This window comes from Variovorax sp. RKNM96 (assembly GCF_017161115.1).
Classification (GTDB): Bacteria; Pseudomonadota; Gammaproteobacteria; order Burkholderiales; family Burkholderiaceae_C; genus Variovorax.
The window spans coordinates 4,473,948-4,489,805 of sequence record NZ_CP046508.1 but is presented as its reverse complement, the minus strand read 5'-3'; the positions used below and the strand labels follow the sequence as shown (position 1 = coordinate 4,489,805).

The 15,858-nt window shown below is 68.7% G+C and carries 13 protein-coding genes and 1 riboswitch; of the genes, 11 read left to right on the top strand and 2 right to left on the bottom strand.

The window, feature by feature from the left end; all coding sequences use genetic code 11:
• Nucleotides 1-67: 67 nt before the first annotated feature.
• On the top strand, nucleotides 68-1,777 hold the full coding sequence (ybaL, locus tag GNX71_RS20690) for a YbaL family putative K(+) efflux transporter (RefSeq protein WP_206174068.1): 1,710 nt from the start codon (nucleotides 68-70) through the stop codon (nucleotides 1,775-1,777).
• Between the two features lie 15 nt (nucleotides 1,778-1,792).
• Here the strand turns inward: ybaL and GNX71_RS20685 are convergent, their stop codons facing one another.
• Nucleotides 1,793-2,197: a hypothetical protein gene (locus GNX71_RS20685; RefSeq protein WP_206174067.1), complete on the bottom strand. Its 405-nt coding sequence runs from the start codon at nucleotides 2,195-2,197 to the stop codon at nucleotides 1,793-1,795.
• A gap of 156 nt (nucleotides 2,198-2,353) precedes the next feature.
• On the opposite strand from GNX71_RS20685, the gene GNX71_RS20680 reads away from it, so the two are divergent.
• The 10 genes from GNX71_RS20680 (at nucleotide 2,354) to GNX71_RS20635 (ending at nucleotide 15,242) form a co-directional block, all read left to right on the top strand.
• On the top strand, nucleotides 2,354-2,623 hold the full coding sequence (locus tag GNX71_RS20680) for a hypothetical protein (protein WP_206174065.1): 270 nt from the start codon (nucleotides 2,354-2,356) through the stop codon (nucleotides 2,621-2,623).
• A 41-nt stretch (nucleotides 2,624-2,664) separates the two neighbouring features.
• A riboswitch (cobalamin riboswitch) is annotated at nucleotides 2,665-2,940 on the top strand.
• Between the two features lie 127 nt (nucleotides 2,941-3,067).
• Nucleotides 3,068-5,254: a TonB-dependent siderophore receptor gene (locus GNX71_RS20675; RefSeq protein ID WP_206174064.1), complete on the top strand. Its 2,187-nt coding sequence runs from the start codon at nucleotides 3,068-3,070 to the stop codon at nucleotides 5,252-5,254.
• 14 nt (nucleotides 5,255-5,268) lie between these two features.
• Entirely contained in the window at nucleotides 5,269-6,861 is a 1,593-nt protein-coding gene (locus GNX71_RS20670; protein ID WP_206174063.1) for a PepSY domain-containing protein, read from the top strand.
• A gap of 72 nt (nucleotides 6,862-6,933) precedes the next feature.
• The gene (locus GNX71_RS20665; protein WP_206174061.1) at nucleotides 6,934-7,611 is read left to right on the top strand and encodes an energy-coupling factor ABC transporter permease; all 678 of its coding nucleotides are present in this window, start codon (nucleotides 6,934-6,936) and stop codon (nucleotides 7,609-7,611) included.
• Between the two features lie 107 nt (nucleotides 7,612-7,718).
• Nucleotides 7,719-8,792: a cobalamin biosynthesis protein CobW gene (cobW, locus tag GNX71_RS20660; RefSeq protein ID WP_206174060.1), complete on the top strand. Its 1,074-nt coding sequence runs from the start codon at nucleotides 7,719-7,721 to the stop codon at nucleotides 8,790-8,792.
• A 4-nt stretch (nucleotides 8,793-8,796) separates the two neighbouring features.
• The gene (cobN, locus tag GNX71_RS20655) at nucleotides 8,797-12,609 is read left to right on the top strand and encodes a cobaltochelatase subunit CobN (RefSeq protein ID WP_206174058.1); all 3,813 of its coding nucleotides are present in this window, start codon (nucleotides 8,797-8,799) and stop codon (nucleotides 12,607-12,609) included.
• On the top strand, nucleotides 12,606-13,682 hold the full coding sequence (locus GNX71_RS20650; protein ID WP_206174057.1) for an ATP-binding protein: 1,077 nt from the start codon (nucleotides 12,606-12,608) through the stop codon (nucleotides 13,680-13,682). The genes cobN and GNX71_RS20650 overlap by 4 nt, the downstream gene beginning before the upstream one ends.
• Before the next feature lie 155 nt (nucleotides 13,683-13,837).
• Nucleotides 13,838-14,332, top strand: coding sequence for a VWA domain-containing protein (locus tag GNX71_RS20645; RefSeq protein ID WP_346776873.1), 495 nt, complete (start codon nucleotides 13,838-13,840; stop codon nucleotides 14,330-14,332).
• Between the two features lie 129 nt (nucleotides 14,333-14,461).
• Entirely contained in the window at nucleotides 14,462-14,860 is a 399-nt protein-coding gene (locus tag GNX71_RS20640; RefSeq protein ID WP_206174055.1) for a RidA family protein, read from the top strand.
• Between the two features lie 43 nt (nucleotides 14,861-14,903).
• Nucleotides 14,904-15,242, top strand: coding sequence for a DUF1090 family protein (locus tag GNX71_RS20635; protein ID WP_206174053.1), 339 nt, complete (start codon nucleotides 14,904-14,906; stop codon nucleotides 15,240-15,242).
• Between the two features lie 12 nt (nucleotides 15,243-15,254).
• Here GNX71_RS20635 and GNX71_RS20630 read toward each other — a convergent pair whose 3' ends face one another.
• Entirely contained in the window at nucleotides 15,255-15,800 is a 546-nt protein-coding gene (locus GNX71_RS20630; RefSeq protein ID WP_206174051.1) for an SET domain-containing protein-lysine N-methyltransferase, read from the bottom strand.
• Between the last annotated feature and the right edge of the window lie 58 nt (nucleotides 15,801-15,858).

Sequence of the window (15,858 nt, the reverse complement as noted above, 5' to 3'; positions counted from 1 at the left end):
TGAACGGCGCTCCCCCGGAAGGCCGTGTGAAATAAAAGGGTAGGCATCGTTCCTGCAAAATGCAGCGATGCCCCACAGCGTTTCCCTGATCAACACCATTGCCGCCGGCCTCGGCCTGGCGCTGGTGTTCGGATTCCTGGCGGCCAAGCTGCGGCTGCCGGCGCTCGTGGGTTACCTCCTGGCGGGCGTGATCATCGGCCCGTTCACTCCCGGCTTCGTGGCCGATGCGGGCATCGCCGCGCAGCTCGCCGAAATCGGCGTCATGTTGCTGATGTTCGGCGTCGGCCTCCACTTTTCCCTCGACGACCTCCTGGCCGTGCGAAAGATCGCGCTGCCTGGTGCACTGGCGCAGATCGCCGTTGCCACGCTCCTTGGCGGCGGCCTTGCCTTGTGGTGGGGCTGGAGTCCCGGCGCTGCGCTCGTGTTCGGCCTGGCGCTCTCGGTGGCCAGCACGGTCGTGCTGCTGCGCGCGCTCGAGAGCCTGGGCATCCTCGATTCGTTCACCGGCCGCATCGCCATCGGCTGGCTCGTCGTCGAAGACCTGGCCATGGTGCTCGTGCTGGTGCTCATGCCGCCGCTGGCCGGCGCGCTCGGTGGCACGCCCGACAACGGCGGCGGACCCGCCGATCCGCTGTGGCAGACCTTGGGCCTCACGCTGCTGCAGGTCGGTGGTTTCGTCGCGCTGATGCTGGTGGTGGGCCGGCGCGTGTTCCCCTGGATCCTTTGGCAGGTCACGCGCACAGGTTCGCGCGAACTGTTCACGCTGTGCGTGGTGGCCGCTGCCGTGAGCATCGCCTTCGCCTCGGCGGCGCTGTTCGGCGTGTCGTTCGCGCTGGGCGCTTTCTTTGCCGGCATGGTGATGCGCGAGTCGCAGTTCAGCCACCGGGCGGCGCAGGAATCGCTGCCGCTGCGCGATGCCTTCGCGGTGCTGTTCTTCGTGTCGGTGGGCATGCTGTTCGATCCCTCGGTGCTGATCGACCGCCCGCTGCAGGTGCTCGCGGTGGTGGGGGTGATCGTGCTGGGCAAGTCGCTCGCGGCCTGCGCGCTGGTGCTGGTGTTCCGCTATCCGCTGGGCACGGCGCTCACGGTGAGCGCAAGCCTGGCGCAGATCGGTGAGTTCTCGTTCATCCTGGCCGGGCTGGGCGTGTCGCTCGGCCTGCTGCCGGTCGAAGGGCAGAGCCTCGTGCTGGCCGGCGCGCTGATTTCCATCGCCACCAATCCGCTGTGGTTCAGCCTCATCGCACCGATGCAGAAGTGGCTCCATGCCCATTCCTCGTTCGCACGCGGGCTGGAGTCGCGCGACGACCCGCTGGCCGAACTGCCGATGACCACCGAGGCGAAGTACCTCTCCAAGCAGGTGGTGCTGGTCGGCTATGGCCGCGTCGGGCGCCGCATTGCGGCCGAACTCGAGGCGAACGACATTCCCTACGTGGTGGCCGAGCAGAACCGCGAACTCGTCGAGAAGCTGCGCGAAGCCGGCATTGCCGCCGTGTGGGGCGATGCGGCCGACCCAGCGGTGCTGATCCAGGCGCATGTGGCGCGCGCCCGTGTGCTGGTGGTGGCCACGCCCGACACCCTGAACGTGCGCCAGATGATCGAGACCGCCCGCACGCTCAATCCGGCGATCCAGACCGTGATCCGCAGCCACAACGAGCAGGAAGCCAAGCTGCTCACGCAGGAAGCGGCAGTCACCGTCTTTCTCGGCGAGCAGGAACTCGCACAAGCCATGGCGCGCGACGTGGTGCAGCGCGCGGTCGCGATGGCCGTGCCGGCCTGAACCTCGTTCAGGCGTCTAAAGGTCTTCGATCACCAGCGTGCGATAGCGCTGTGCGATGGAATACGGCACGGTCCGCACGACTTCCATCAGGCGGTTCGCGGCTTCTTCGTTCTTCGTCTTGACCAGGAGGGCCGTGTGCCCTTCGCGCGCGAGCTTGGTATAGGCGCGCACCGTGGCGCCTTCGGTGCCGGCGGAGGGCAGGGGATTGTCGGCATCGCTTGCCGTGGGCGTGATTTCCGCCAGCACCGTCGCGGCGGGAAGCAGGTAGACCTCGTCGCCGCTCACGCCGCTTTCGATCAGCCGGTGCCCGATCCGGTCGGCGTCCTCGGCGCTCGGGAACATCACCATCGAGTAACCGGTCGGATAGAAGGCGCCGCCGATGTTCGCTCGCATGTTCGATTCAAGGGTGAAGTGCTTCATGGGGCCTCCGGGGTCTGGTTGAAGGTTTCTTACAACAACATTAGTTCTCGCATCGCAAACGCTCTGTAGGAGAAGCCCGGGAGCTGTCAACCGCCCGAGCCGCCAATTCATTCAAAGAAAGGAGATCGCCTGTCCCCCGCACATTTCTCTCATCCCATGCCTTTGCCCAGAAACATCGCGCTGACCGTCCACGAACTGGAAGTGGGGGAGTTCTATTGGGTGTTGATGGAAGAGGCAGACGGCGGCCAACCCGACAACAACGAGCGCCACGTCTACGAGCCGCTGGAGGCCGCCCACGAGCCGTATGCCAGCTATTCCAACGCGCTGGTGGCGGGTGTCGCAGTGATGCGGCGGCTGTTCGGCGCGGACGGCAAGCCGGTGCACGACACCCGCCGCAACGCCCTGTCCACGGGCCGCTCCCTATAATTCCGGCGGTTGGGTTCTGTAAGCTTTTCTTGGCAACACAACAACCCACACGGTTCGAAGGTGCCCCGCATGCCATTCAGTGGCCTGGGGGTTAAACGGGAAGCAGGTGCGCTGCGTCTTCACGGACGCGTCCATTCCTGCGCTGCCCCCGCAACGGTCAGCGGATCTGGAAACCCTCGTGTCGATGCCTCTTCTCCGGCATCGGCAGCCACTGCGCTTCGGCGTGGGAAGGCGAGGGTTTCGGCTCCGATGCGCACGCACAGTGCCATCGGAGCGCTCCGCAAGCCCGGATACCGGCCTTCGCAACCGCCTTCGGACGCTGCGGGAGTGCGGGTCCGGGCATGCCGCTTCGCCCTCGCGTGAACCGGCCCGCCCTCTTTCGCCTCCCTCGACGTCCTCATTCGGTCAGGAGCCTGCGGGGACGCAGGTCGGAGGAGAAGTCACATGGGTCAAGCATCGCCGGCGCGCGATCGCACGGGTGCGCCGCTGCAGTGGGCACACCTTTCACGTCTTTCGTTGGGTTTGGGACTGGCTTTCGGCGCGAGCGGTGCGCTGGCGCAGTCGGGTGGAGCGGCGAGCGGCTGCAATAACAACAGCCTCGCGCCGGTCCAGGTCGAAGCCAGCCGCCACACCCCGCTCGCGATGGACGAGCCCACCCAGACCGGCAGCCGCCTGGGCCTCACGCCGCTGGAGACCCCGGCCAGCATCGAGGTGCTGACCGGCGACACCATCCGCGCACGCGGCGACGCCTCGGTGCTGGATGCCGTCACCCGCGCCACCGGCATCACCGCCGATCCCAGCCCCGGCAACGGCGGCACCGCCATGGCAGCGCGCGGCTTCTCGGGCCACGGCTCGGTGATGCAGCTCTTCGACGGCACGCGCCTCTACGTGGGCGCCGGCACCGTGACCTTCCCGTTCGACACCTGGTCCATCGACCGCATCGAGGTGCTGCGCGGCGCAGCTTCGGTGATGTACGGCGACGGTGCGATCGGCGGCGCGGTCAACATCGTGCCCAAGAAGCCCACGCGCGGACCGATCGAGAACGAGGCGCTGATCTCCTTCGGATCGGACGCCACGCGCCAGATCGCCTTCGGCAGCGGCGGTGCCATCAACGACCGCCTCTCGTACCGGCTCGACGTGAGCCACCGGCATTCCAACGGCTTCATGGCGCGCGGCGAATCCGAGAGCCTGGCGATCGGCGCGGCGGTGCGGCTCGACGTCTCGCCCGACCTGAACATCACGCTGTCGCACGACGAAGGCCGCCAGTCGCCCGAGCGTTACTACGGCGTGCCGCTGATCAACGGCAGGCTCGACCGCCGCACCCTCAGCCAGAACTACAACCCCGAAGACGCCGAGCTCAAGTACCGCGACAGCTGGACCCGCCTGGATGCGGTGTGGACACCCAGCAGCGCCGTCACCGTGCGCAACCAGCTCTACCGTCTCGAGACGAAGCGCCACTGGCGCAACAGCGAGGTCTATGGCTACATGCCCGACTCGGGCCTTGTCGGCCGCGACGACTACCTGGAGATCGGCCACCATCAGGAGCAGGTCGGCAACCGCAGCGACATCGCCTGGCGCCACGACCTGTTCGGCATGGCCAACCAGGTGCTCGCGGGCTTCGACGTCAACCGCATCGATTTCCTCGGATCGAGCGACACGCCCTACGGCGGTTACTCGGAGGTGAACCCGTTCTTCTTCGCGCCGGGCCGCTACGAATCGCCGCAGCCCTACCTGCCGCGCTACCGCGCGCAGGCCCGCACCTACGCCTTCTTCGCCGAAGACCGGCTCGCGATCAACGACCGGTGGTCGGTGGTGGCGGGCCTGCGCTGGGACCATGCCAGGGTCAGCCGTGTCGACCTGACCCGGCCGGTCAACAACTTCGAACGCACCTTCGTCTACGGCACCGGCCGTGTGGGCGTGGTGTATGCGCCCGATGCGGCGCAGTCCTTCTATGGGCAGATCGCGCGCGCTGCGGATCCGTTGGGTTCGCTGCTCACCACCTCGACCGCGCAATCGCAGTTCGATCTCACCACCGGCCGCCAGGTCGAGGTGGGCTACAAGCGGCAGCTCGCCGACAACCGCGGCGCCTGGTCGATTGCGGCCTACAAGATCCAGAAGCGCAAGCTGCTGTCGCGCGATGCGAGCGACCCGACGGTTTCGCAGCAGGTCGGCCAGCAATCGTCGCAGGGCATCGAGGCCACGCTGGACCTCTTGCTCACGTCCACGCTGCGACTGGAAGCCAACGCCGCCAGGCTGCGCGCGCGGTATGACGACTTCAACGAGCGCGTCGGCAGCAAGCTGATCTCGCGCGCGGGCAACACGCCCAAAGAGGTGCCCGAGGCCTCGGCCAATGTCTGGCTCAACTGGCGCTTCCTGCCGCAATGGGAGGCCGGGCTGGGCTTGCGCTACGTGGGCTCGCGTCAGGTCGACGATGCCAACACGCGCAAGATCGGCTCCTACACCGTGGCCGACGCGTCCGTGAGCTGGCAGGCCAACCCGTCGCTGAAGCTCGTGCTGCGCGCCTTCAACCTCGGTGACCGCAAGTACCCCGTGTCGTTCTCGAACGGCGGCGACCAGTGGCTGCTGGGCCGGCCACGCGCGTTCGAAGTCTCGGCGCTCGTGAAGTTCTGAGTACCCAGGCGCCCATGTCTCCCACGAAACCGCACCACCAAGGCGTCTGGCGCCGCGCCTGGCCGCGGGTTCGCCACTGGCTCTACTGGACGCACCGGTGGCTGGGCATCGGCGGCTGCCTGCTGTTCGTGATGTGGTTCGTCACCGGCGTGGTGATGATGTACGTGGGCTATCCCTCGCTCACCGAACAGGAACGGCTCGCGGGCCTGGCACCGCTCGAGTTCGAACAGGCGGTCGTCGCGCCATCGGCGGCGCTCGAGGCCTTGCCGGCCACCGCGCGTGCGCAGCCGCCGCGGCGCATCGCGCTGGAGATGCAGCAGGGCACGCCCGATGCCGGTCCGGTGTGGCGCATCGTCGATGCGCGCGGCGAGCGCTTCGCGGTGTCGGCCCGCAACGGCCAGTTGCTGGGACCTGTCGACGCCGCACGCGCCGAAGCCATCGCGCGCGCTTTCTCGGGGCAGAGCGGAGCGCATTGGGCCGAGACACTGGAGCGCGACCAGTGGACCGTGCCGCAAGGCCTGAACCCGCTGCGCCCGCTGCATCGCATCGAACTCGGAGATGCGGCCGGCACCGAGCTCTATGTGTCCTCGCGCACCGGCGAGGTGGTGCGCGACACCACGCGCTCCGAGCGCTTCTGGAACTGGCTCGGCTCGGTGCCGCACTGGATCTACTTCACCCCGATTCGCGCCGATCCACCGCTGTGGCACGACGTGGTGGTGTGGCTGTCGGCTGCCTGCATCGTCTCGGCGGTGACGGGCATCGTGATCGGCATCCTGCGCGTTCGCCTGCGCCGGCGCTTTCGCAACGGTGCTGTCACGCCCTACACGGGCTGGATGGCCTGGCACCACATCGCGGGGCTGATCGGCGGTTTCTTCGTGCTGACCTGGATCGTGAGCGGCTGGCTCTCGATGAACCCGAACGGCTGGTTTCAGCGCAATCCGGTCGATGCGGCCGCGATGGCGCGCTACACCGGCGCGGGCGCGGGCGCGGGCGCGGGCGCGGGCGCGGGCGCGTCGCCGGTGGCGTGGCCGCTGGCGGTGCGGCCCGTGGAGAAGGACGCCAACGCACCGCGCGAAGCGCTCCTGCTGTGGTTCGACGGCCAGCCGTTCTGGCAATTGCGCGATGCACAGGCGCGCACGCGCGTGGTCGATGCCGCCACCGGCGCGCCCGCTGCCATCGGCCGCGACGACATCGTGCGCGCCGCCGCCCGCTTGCGTCCCGGCGCCACCGTCGCCGAGGCCACCCTGCTGACGCGCGAAGACTTCCACTGGTACGGCCACCACCGCGACCGCATCGTGCCCGTGTGGCGCATCGAGTTCGGCGACGCCGCGCACAGCTGGGTCTACATCGACCCGGCGAGCGGGCAGGTCGCGGGCAGCAGCAACCGCAACACCCGGCTCAACCGCTGGCTCTTCAACGCGGCCCACAGCCTCGACTTTCCGTGGCTCATCCAATACCGCCCCGCCTGGGACATCGTCGTCTGGCTGCTGTCGATCATCGGCGCCGTCGCCTCGGCGAGCGGCGTGGTGATCGGCTGGCGCCGGCTGCGGCGCAAGCCCAAGGCGTCGGCCGTGCCGGTAGCGCAGCGTGCGCTCCAGCGTTCATGACGGCGCTTGCGTGATTCATCCCATCCACCAACAATCAACTTTCGCACTGCGGTGCACTTCAGGAGGTGCTCGATGCACATCGAACCAGGTCTAGTCGACGGATCCAAGATTTTCCTCAGCTACGCGACGGCTGCCGCCGCGCTGGCCTACACAGGCAAGGTGGCCTTCGATACCGTCATGAAGGACGGCATCGCCGCCCTGGCACTGCGCTCGGCCATCGCCGTGGCGCTGGTGTTCTGCTTCTTCGAAGTGCTGCCGCATCATCCCGTGGGCGTCTCCGAGGTGCACCTGATCCTCGGCACGACCCTGCTGCTGGTGTTCGGGCTGGCGCCCGCAGCCATCGGCCTCGCGGGCGGGCTGCTCATCCAGGGCCTGTTCTTCGAGCCGCAGGACATCCCGCAGTTCGGCATGAACGTCACCACCCTGCTGGTGCCCCTGTTCGCGACGGCCGCGCTGGCGCGGCGGATCATTCCCGAGAACGTGGCCTATGTGGACATCAGCTACCAGCAGGCCTTCAAGCTGTCGGTGGCCTACCAGGGCGGCATCGTGCTCTGGGTCGGTTTCTGGGCGCTCTACGGGCGCGGCATGGGCCTGGAGAACCTGGGCCAGATCGCCAGCTTCGGCGCCGCCTACATGACTGTCGTGCTGGTCGAGCCGCTGGTCGACCTGGGCGTGCTGGCCGCCGCCAAGGGCTGGCGCCGGCTGCAGGGCACGGTCTTCGTCGAACGCCGCCTGTACGGCGGCGTCTGATCCTCGCCCTGTCGCGGCACCCTCGAGCGGGCCTCGAGGTGCTGTGGCATGTCTGCCTTGACGGCATCCATTTCCGCCGCATGCGCGGCGCCTGAAAGAATTTCTCCATGACCTCCAGCAACGCCAAGATCCCCGTCACCATCGTCACGGGCTTCCTCGGCAGCGGCAAGACCACGCTGCTGCGCCACATCCTCGGCAACGCCGAGGGCCGCCGCATCGCGGTGATCGTCAACGAGTTCGGCGAGCTCGGCATCGACGGCGAGATCCTCCGCGGCTGCGGCATCGGCTGCGAGGATGAGAACAGCGAAGGCAACGATCGCGAAGTCGCGCTGTACGAGCTGGCCAACGGCTGCGTCTGCTGCACCGTGCAGGAAGAGTTTTTGCCCGTGATGCTGCAGCTGGCCGAGCGCCGCGGCGACATCGACGCGGTGATCATCGAGACCTCGGGCCTCGCGCTGCCCAAGCCGCTGGTTCAGGCCTTCCAGTGGCCGGACATCGCGAACATCTTCACCGTCGATTCGGTGGTCACCGTGGTCGACGGCCCGGCCGCCGCCTCGGGCCAGTTCGCCGAGAACCCCGAGGCCGTCGACGAGGCGCGCCGCGCCGACCCCAACCTCGACCACGAATCGCCGCTGCACGAACTGTTCGAAGACCAGCTTTCGGCCGCCGACCTCGTGGTGCTCAACAAGACCGACCTGATGGATGACGCCATGCGCGCACAGGTCGAGGCGCTGGTGCGCGAAGAGCTGCCGCCCGAAGTGAAGATCGTCGCCGCCACCGAAGGCAAGCTGCCGCTCGCGCTGCTGCTGGGCCAGGGCCGCGCGGCGGAAACCACGATCCACCTGCGCGAGAGCCACCACGACCACGAGGAAGACCATGACCACGACGAGTTCGACTCGCTCGTGATCGACCTGCCGCCGGTGGACCGCGAGGGCCTGCTGGCCGCGCTCGCCGCGCTGGTCGAGCAGCACACCATCTACCGCGTGAAGGGTTTCGTCGCGATTCCGGGCAAGCCGATGCGTCTGCTGGTGCAGGGCGTGGGCCGCCGCTTCGACCACCACTTCGACCGCCGCTGGCGCGATGACGAAGCGCAGCGCACGCGCCTCGTGTTCATCGGCGAAGACCTCGATGAAGGCGCGCTGCGCAAGGCACTCGAAGGCGTGGCCCCCGTGCCGGCCTGACCGCATGCATCTGCTGAGCACCCAGCCCGGACGCTTCGTCGAAGACGACAGCGTCGTCACCCGGCTCGACCAGACGCCCGGCGACATCGTGGTGCTCAGTTCGGCCGACACCACGCTCGCGCTGCTTGCCGCTGCGCGCACCGCGCTGGCGGCCACCGACCCCGGCTATCCGTCGCTGCGGCTGGCCAATCTCATGCACCTGCGCCAGCCCGCTTCGCTCGACCTGTATGTCGACGAGGTGCTGCAGCATGCGCGCGTGGTGGTGGTCGATCACCTGGGCGCCGAATCGGCCTGGGCCTACGGGCTGCAGCAGCTCGAGAAGCTCGCGAAGCGCAAGGGCCAGCAGCTCGCGATGTTCTCGGGCGACCTGCAGGAAGACGAAGACCTGCTCGCGCGCAGCACCGTGCCGCGCGCCGTGTGTCGCCAGCTCTGGCAGTACATGCGCGCGGGCGGCGCGGGCAATGCGATGCAGTTCCTGCGCGCGGTGGCCTTCCATGGCCTCGGCCATGGCGAGGCACCGCTGCCGCCGCGCAGCTTGCCGCAGGTCGCGCTGCATGTGCCGCGCGGCATCGATGCGGCGCACACCGTCGCCGGCATCGACGATCTGCGCGCCGGGTGGCATGCGGATGCGCCTGTGGTGGCACTTGTTTTCTATCGTTCGCACCTCCTGTCGGGCAACACGGCGGCATTCGATGCGCTCGCAGCCGCGCTGCATGCCGAGGGATTGAACCCGCTGCCCGTCGCGCTCGATTCGCTGAAAGACCCGCTGTGCCTGTCCGCATTCCGCGGCCTGTGCAGCGAACACGATGTGCAGCTCGTGCTCAACACCACCGCCTTCGCTGCGCTGGGGCAGGGCGCGCAGGACGACGCAGGCGAAGCCATCGCGCTGGCCGGCGATGCGCCGGTGCTGCAGGTGATCGTGAGTGGCGGCAACCGCGAAGACTGGCTGGCCGACAGCCAGGGCCTGCGCCCGCGCGACATCGCGATGCAGATCGCGCTGCCCGAGATGGACGGCCGCATCATCACGCGTGCCGTGAGCTTCAAGGGCCTGTCGCACCGCTGCGAGCTGACGCAAACCGAGGTGGTGAGCTATCAACCCGAACCGGATCGCATCGCCTTCGTGGCCGAGTTGGCGCGGCGCTGGTGCCGGCTGCGCAGCCTGAAGGCGGTCGACAAGCGCATCGCATTGATCCTCGCGAACTACCCCGGCAGCGAAGGGCGCATCGGAAGCGGCGTGGGGCTCGACACGCCGGCCTCGGTGATCGCCATTCTTCGTGCGATGCAGGCCGAGGGCTACGTGGTCGACGACGCGATCCCGGCCGATGGCGATGCGCTGATGCAGAAGCTGCAGGAGGGCATCGCGAACGATCCGGCCCAATGGTCCGCGCGCCCCGCGTGGCAGAGCTACGCGCTCGCCGACTACCGCGCGCGGCTCGCAGGTTTGCCCGAAGGCATGGCCGCCGCCATCGATGCGCGCTGGGGCACGCCCGAGCAGGACCCGATGCTGCGCCAGGGCCGCTTCATGATTGCCGGCCTGCGTCTGGGCCACGTGTTCGTCGGCATCCAGCCCGCACGCGCACTCGGCGCGCTGGGCGCCGCCGACTACGCGAGCTACCACGACGCCGAACTGGTGCCGCCGCACAGCTACCTCGCTTTCTACTTCTGGCTGCGCGATGTCTTCGCCATCGACGCGGTCGTGCATGTGGGCAAGCACGGCAACCTCGAATGGTTGCCGGGCAAGAGCATCGCGCTCGCGCAGACCTGCTGGCCCGATGCGATCCTCGGACCGCTGCCGAACGTCTACCCCTTCATCGTCAACGACCCGGGCGAGGGCGCGCAGGCCAAGCGCCGCACGCAGGCGGTGATCGTCGATCACTTGATGCCGCCGCTCACGCGCGCCGAGAACCACGGACCGCTGCAGGACCTGGAGCGCCAGGTCGACGAGTACTACGACGCGCTGCTGGTCGATGCGCGGCGCGCGAAGGTGCTGCGCGCGCAGATCCTCGCGGCCGTGCGTGCGCAGCACCTGGTCGAGGAACTGGGCATGCCGGGCGCGGAGGACGACGCGGTGCTCGCGCGTGTCGATGCGTACCTGTGCGAGCTCAAGGAAACGCAGATCCGCGACGGGCTGCATGTGTTCGGCGCCTCACCCGAGGCGCGCTTGCGGCGCGACACGCTGCTCGCGCTCGCGCGGTATCCGTCCGCGGATGGCATGGGTGCGAATGCCGGGCTGCTGGGCGCGCTGGCGCAGGACCTGCTGCCGGGCGAAGTCTTCGACCCGCTCGACATTGACGCAGCCAGTCCGTGGCAGGGCGCGCGTCCGGCGCTGCTGCAATCGGTGAGTGCCGATGCGTGGCGGCATCACGGTGACACGCGCGAGCGGCTGGAGCTTCTTGCACAGCGCTTGCTGGAAGAGAACGCGTGCCCGCCCGACATGCCACAGACCGCCGCTGTGATGGGTCGCATCGAGCGGAGCCTCGCACCGGCGCTCGACGCCTGCGGCCCGCACGAACTGCACCAGCTTTCACGCGCACTGCAAGGTCGCTTCGTGCCGCCCGGCCCGAGCGGTTCACCCTCGCGCGGCCGGCCCGATGTGCTGCCGACCGGCCGCAACTTCTACGCGGTCGACACGCGCGCCATCCCCACGCCCACCGCCTGGATGCTCGGCCTCAAGTCCGCCGCGCAGCTGGTCGAGCGCCATCTGCAGGAGCACGGGGACTACCCCGTGGCGCTGGGCCTGTCGGTCTGGGGCACCGCCACGATGCGCACCGGCGGCGACGACCTCGCACAGGCCTTCGCGTTGATCGGCGTGCGGCCCAAGTGGGCGCCGGGCAGCCAGCGCGTGGTCGATTTCGAGGTGCTGCCCACGGTGGGGCTCGGGCGTCCGCGCATCGACGTGACGCTGCGCATCTCGGGGTTCTTTCGCGATGCCTTTCCCAATGCCGTGCAGATGTTCGACGCCGCGGTGCAGGCCGTCGCGTCGCAGGACGACGAAGACGCCGAGCGCAACCCGATTCGCGCCCGCATCCTGCGCGAAAGCGCCGCGCTCGAAGCCGAAGGCCTCGCCCCCGAAGCCGCGCGCACGCAAGCCGGCTGGCGTGTGTTCGGCTCCGCACCCGGCAGCTACGGCTCGGGCCTGCAGCCGCTGTTCGATCACGGCGACTGGCATACCGACCACGACCTCTCCAACGCCTACGTCGGCGGCAGCGCCCATGCCTACGGCCAGGGCAGCGACGGCGTGCCCGCGGCCGATGCGCTGGTGCGGCGCCTGCGCACGATGAACGTCGTCATGCAGAACCAGGACAGCCGCGAGCACGACCTGCTCGACTCCAACGACTACTACCAGTTCCAGGGCGGCATGGCCGCCGCCGTGCGCCATCTGAGCGGCCATCAGCCCGCCATGTACCACGGCGATCACGGCAACCCGCAGGCGCCGCGCGTGCGCACGCTGAAGGAAGAAATCAGCCGCGTGATCCGCGCGCGCGTGGTCAACCCGAAGTGGATCGATGGCGTCAAGCGCCACGGCTACAAGGGCGCTTTCGAGATGGCCGCGACGGTGGACTACCTCTTCGGCTTCGACGCCACCGCGCGCGTGGTCGGCGACCACCAGTACGCGATGGTGGCCGATGCCTACGTGCTCGACGCCGACACCCGCGATTTCGTGAACGAACACAATCCGCGTGCGCTGCACGACATGCTGAGTCGACTGCTCGAAGCCATGCAGCGCGGCCTGTGGCAGTCGCCCGGCGACTACCAGATCCAGCTGGAAAACCTGCTGCTCGACCAGGAGCAGCAGATGGAAGGAACGCTCCCATGACCGCTGCCGCCCCGATGCCGGTGCCTTTTCCCTTCGCCGCGATCACGGGCCAGCCGCAACTGCGCCAGGCGCTGCTGCTGGCTGCGGTCGACCCCGGCCTTGGCGGCGTGCTGATCGAAGGTCCGCGTGGCACGGCCAAGACCACGGCCGCGCGTGCGCTGGCCGAGTTGCTGCCGGGCGCGCCCTTCGTCACGCTCCCTCTGGGCGCGAGCCTCGAGAGCCTGGTGGGCACGCTCGATCTCGGGCAGGCACTCGCAGGCCACGAACTCAAGTTCGCACCCGGCCTGCTGGCACGCGCGAACGGGGGCGTGCTGTACGTGGATGAAATCAACCTGCTGCCCGATGCGCTGATCGATTCGCTGCTCGATGCAGCGGCCAGCGGCGTCAACGTGGTCGAGCGCGACGGCATTTCGCACCGGCATGCGGCGCGCTTCGTGCTGGTCGGCACGATGAACCCGGAGGAGGGCACGCTGCGTCCGCAACTGCTCGACCGCTTCGGCCTGTGCGTGCAGCTGCGCAACATCGAGGATGCGGCCGAGCGGCAGGCCATCGTGCGTGCACGGCTGGCGTTCGATGCCGATCCGCAGGGTTTTCGCGCGAAGCATGCAAAGGCCGAGGCTGAGTTGGCAGCGGCGCTCGTCGCCGCCCGTGCCGTCGTGGCGGATGCATCGGCACTGCCGTACGGCGACGATGTGCATGAAGCGGTCGGCACGCTGTGCATCGCGTCGCAGGTCGACGGCTTGCGCGCCGACCTCGTGATGCTGCGCTCGGCGCGCGCGCTTGCGGCCTGGGAGCGTGCGGTTGCCATCACCGCCGACCACGTGCAGCGCGTGGCCGAAGCCGTGCTGCTGCATCGGCGCAAGCCGGAAGCCGAAGGCGCGGCAGCGGCATCGGCACCCACCACCCCGAACACCCAGCGCGCATCGAACACGAACGGCGCAGGCCAGAACAATGCCGGCGATCAGGACTGGGGCGCCATGCCCCCCGAACCTGTCGGCATCGAGCGCGTCAAGCCACTGCGCCCGCTGATCCATTCGCAATCCGCACAGCAGGCCGCCCCAAAAAAAGCCTGAGCCTCCGGGACGCCGCACCCGCTGGCGCGCGCCAGGGCGACTGGAGGCAGGGCCGACAAAGGGACGCATGGCACGGCGCCGCATCGCCGGGCGCCGCGCTCGACTGGCCGCGCACGCTGGCGAACCGCGGCGCCGACACGCTGCGCGCGGAGCACCTGCGCCGCCGCCCGCTGCAGGCCCGCAGCGGCGCGCTGCATTGCTTCCTGCTCGACTGCTCCGCCTCGATGCGCAACGACGGCAACCTCGCGCGCGCCAAGGGCCTGCTGCTGTCGCTGATGGAGGAGGCCTACCAGCGGCGCGACCATGTAGCGCTGCTGTGCTTTGCCGGCGAGGTGGTCGAGTTGCGCTTGCCGCCACGCCGCGCCAGCGCCTGGAACAACGACTGGATCGCGCCCATTGCCGCCGGCGGCGGCACGCCGCTCGCGCTTGGTGTGCAGCGCGCTGACCAGTTGCTTGCACACAGTGCGGCACGGCAGCGCTGGCTGTGGCTGCTCACCGATGGCCGCAGCAGCGAGAGCCCCGCGCGGCCCGAAGCGGCGGACTTCGCCTGCGTGGTCGACTTCGAAGCGGCGCGCATGCCGCTGCATCGGGCGCAGCAGCTTGCCACCCGCTGGCAAGCGCGCTACCTGGCTGCCGGCCGGCCTGCTTGAAGCACAGGAATCGACCGCGCACTTCGCGCCGCGTCGATTGGCTTCGATCCGTCAAGGGCATCGTTCGCAGGCAATGGATGCAAGCCTGATCCCTTTGATACTGCCGCCGACTCAACGAAAGGAAGCGGCATGTCTGCAACGAGAAAAGTGGTCCGCGAAGGACCCTTCAAAAAAATCATCGCCGACGGCGTGAAGGTAGGCGACACCCTCTATCTCTCGGGCCAGGTGAGCGTGACCCAGGACGGCCAGACCGTCGGCGCCGGCGACATCGCGGCGCAGGTCCGGAAGGCGTACGGGAACGTCGCCAAGGTCCTCGCTTCGTTCGGCGCCACCATGGCCGACATCGTGGACGAGACCCTGTTCGTGACCGACATTGCCGGCTTCCTCGACAAGGCCGATGCGCTCTTCGGCATCCGCGCCGAGATGTTCGGCGGCGAGCCGCAGGTCTCGCAGACGCTGGTCGAGGTGTCGCGGCTGGGCAGCGCCGACTGGCTGATCGAGATCAAGTGCATCGCCAGGGTGGCATAGGGCCAAGCACCCGTGCGGCGGCAAGTTCGGGTACCTTCGCGGCATGCGCCTGAACCGCCTCTTCCTCATCCTTGCCTGGACCCTCGCCACGCCGGCCTTCGCACAGACGGCGCAGCCGGAGCCCGTGGACGGTGCCGATTGCAAGGCCCAGGAAGCAGTGCTCGAGCGCGACATGGCGCTCGCCCGCTCCCGGGGCCAGATGCTGCGCAGGCAGCAACTGGGCGAGGCGTTGAGCACACTCCAGGCGCGCTGCAAGACGCTGGCTCCCGCGCAAGGCCGCGAGGCGCGCATCGAGAAACTGGAAATGGAAATCCGCACGCTCCGCGCGGAACTCGAACGCGCCGAAGAGCAGCTGCGCAGCCTGAAGGCCGAGTCGCACTGAGGCCGCCTCAGCTCACCACGGCAGGTCGCTGAACGGCGAGGGCCGGGCGGGCGCGGCGTCGGGCGCGACGTCTTTCTCCACCGCTTCGTCCAGGGGCGCGAGCATCGTGCCGCGGCAGTTCGGCGAGCCGCAATGGCAGGGGTACTTCGACGGCGGCGAGCCGTCGTCCGCCGTCAACGAGTAGTCGATGAACAACTCATCGCCCGCGTCCACGGCCACGAGCGTCTGGAACTTCAGCACCAGCTCGCCGGCTTCGTCGTATTCCTCGACCGCCTCGCAGTTCGGCTCGCAGGCGTGGTTCAGGTGCCGGGTGCCGTTGCCGCCCTTGGCGCCGTCGATGGTCTCGTGGTTCGACAGCGTGAACAGGTAGGTGAGTTGGTCGTCCCAGACCTTGGTGGCGATTTCCTGCTTCGTGTAGCGCCGGCCCTCGTAGAGGCCGAGAAAGGCCTCCGCGGGCAGGTCGCGCGTCGCGAAGGCGCCCAGGCCGTGCACGCCGCTGGGGCCGACGCGGATGAACGGGGTGGAAGACGTGGTGGGCTGCTTGTGGCGGGATTTCATGGGGAGGGCCGGACGTTGGCGGATGGATGCAAGGTCAATGCCATGGCCGACGGTCGCT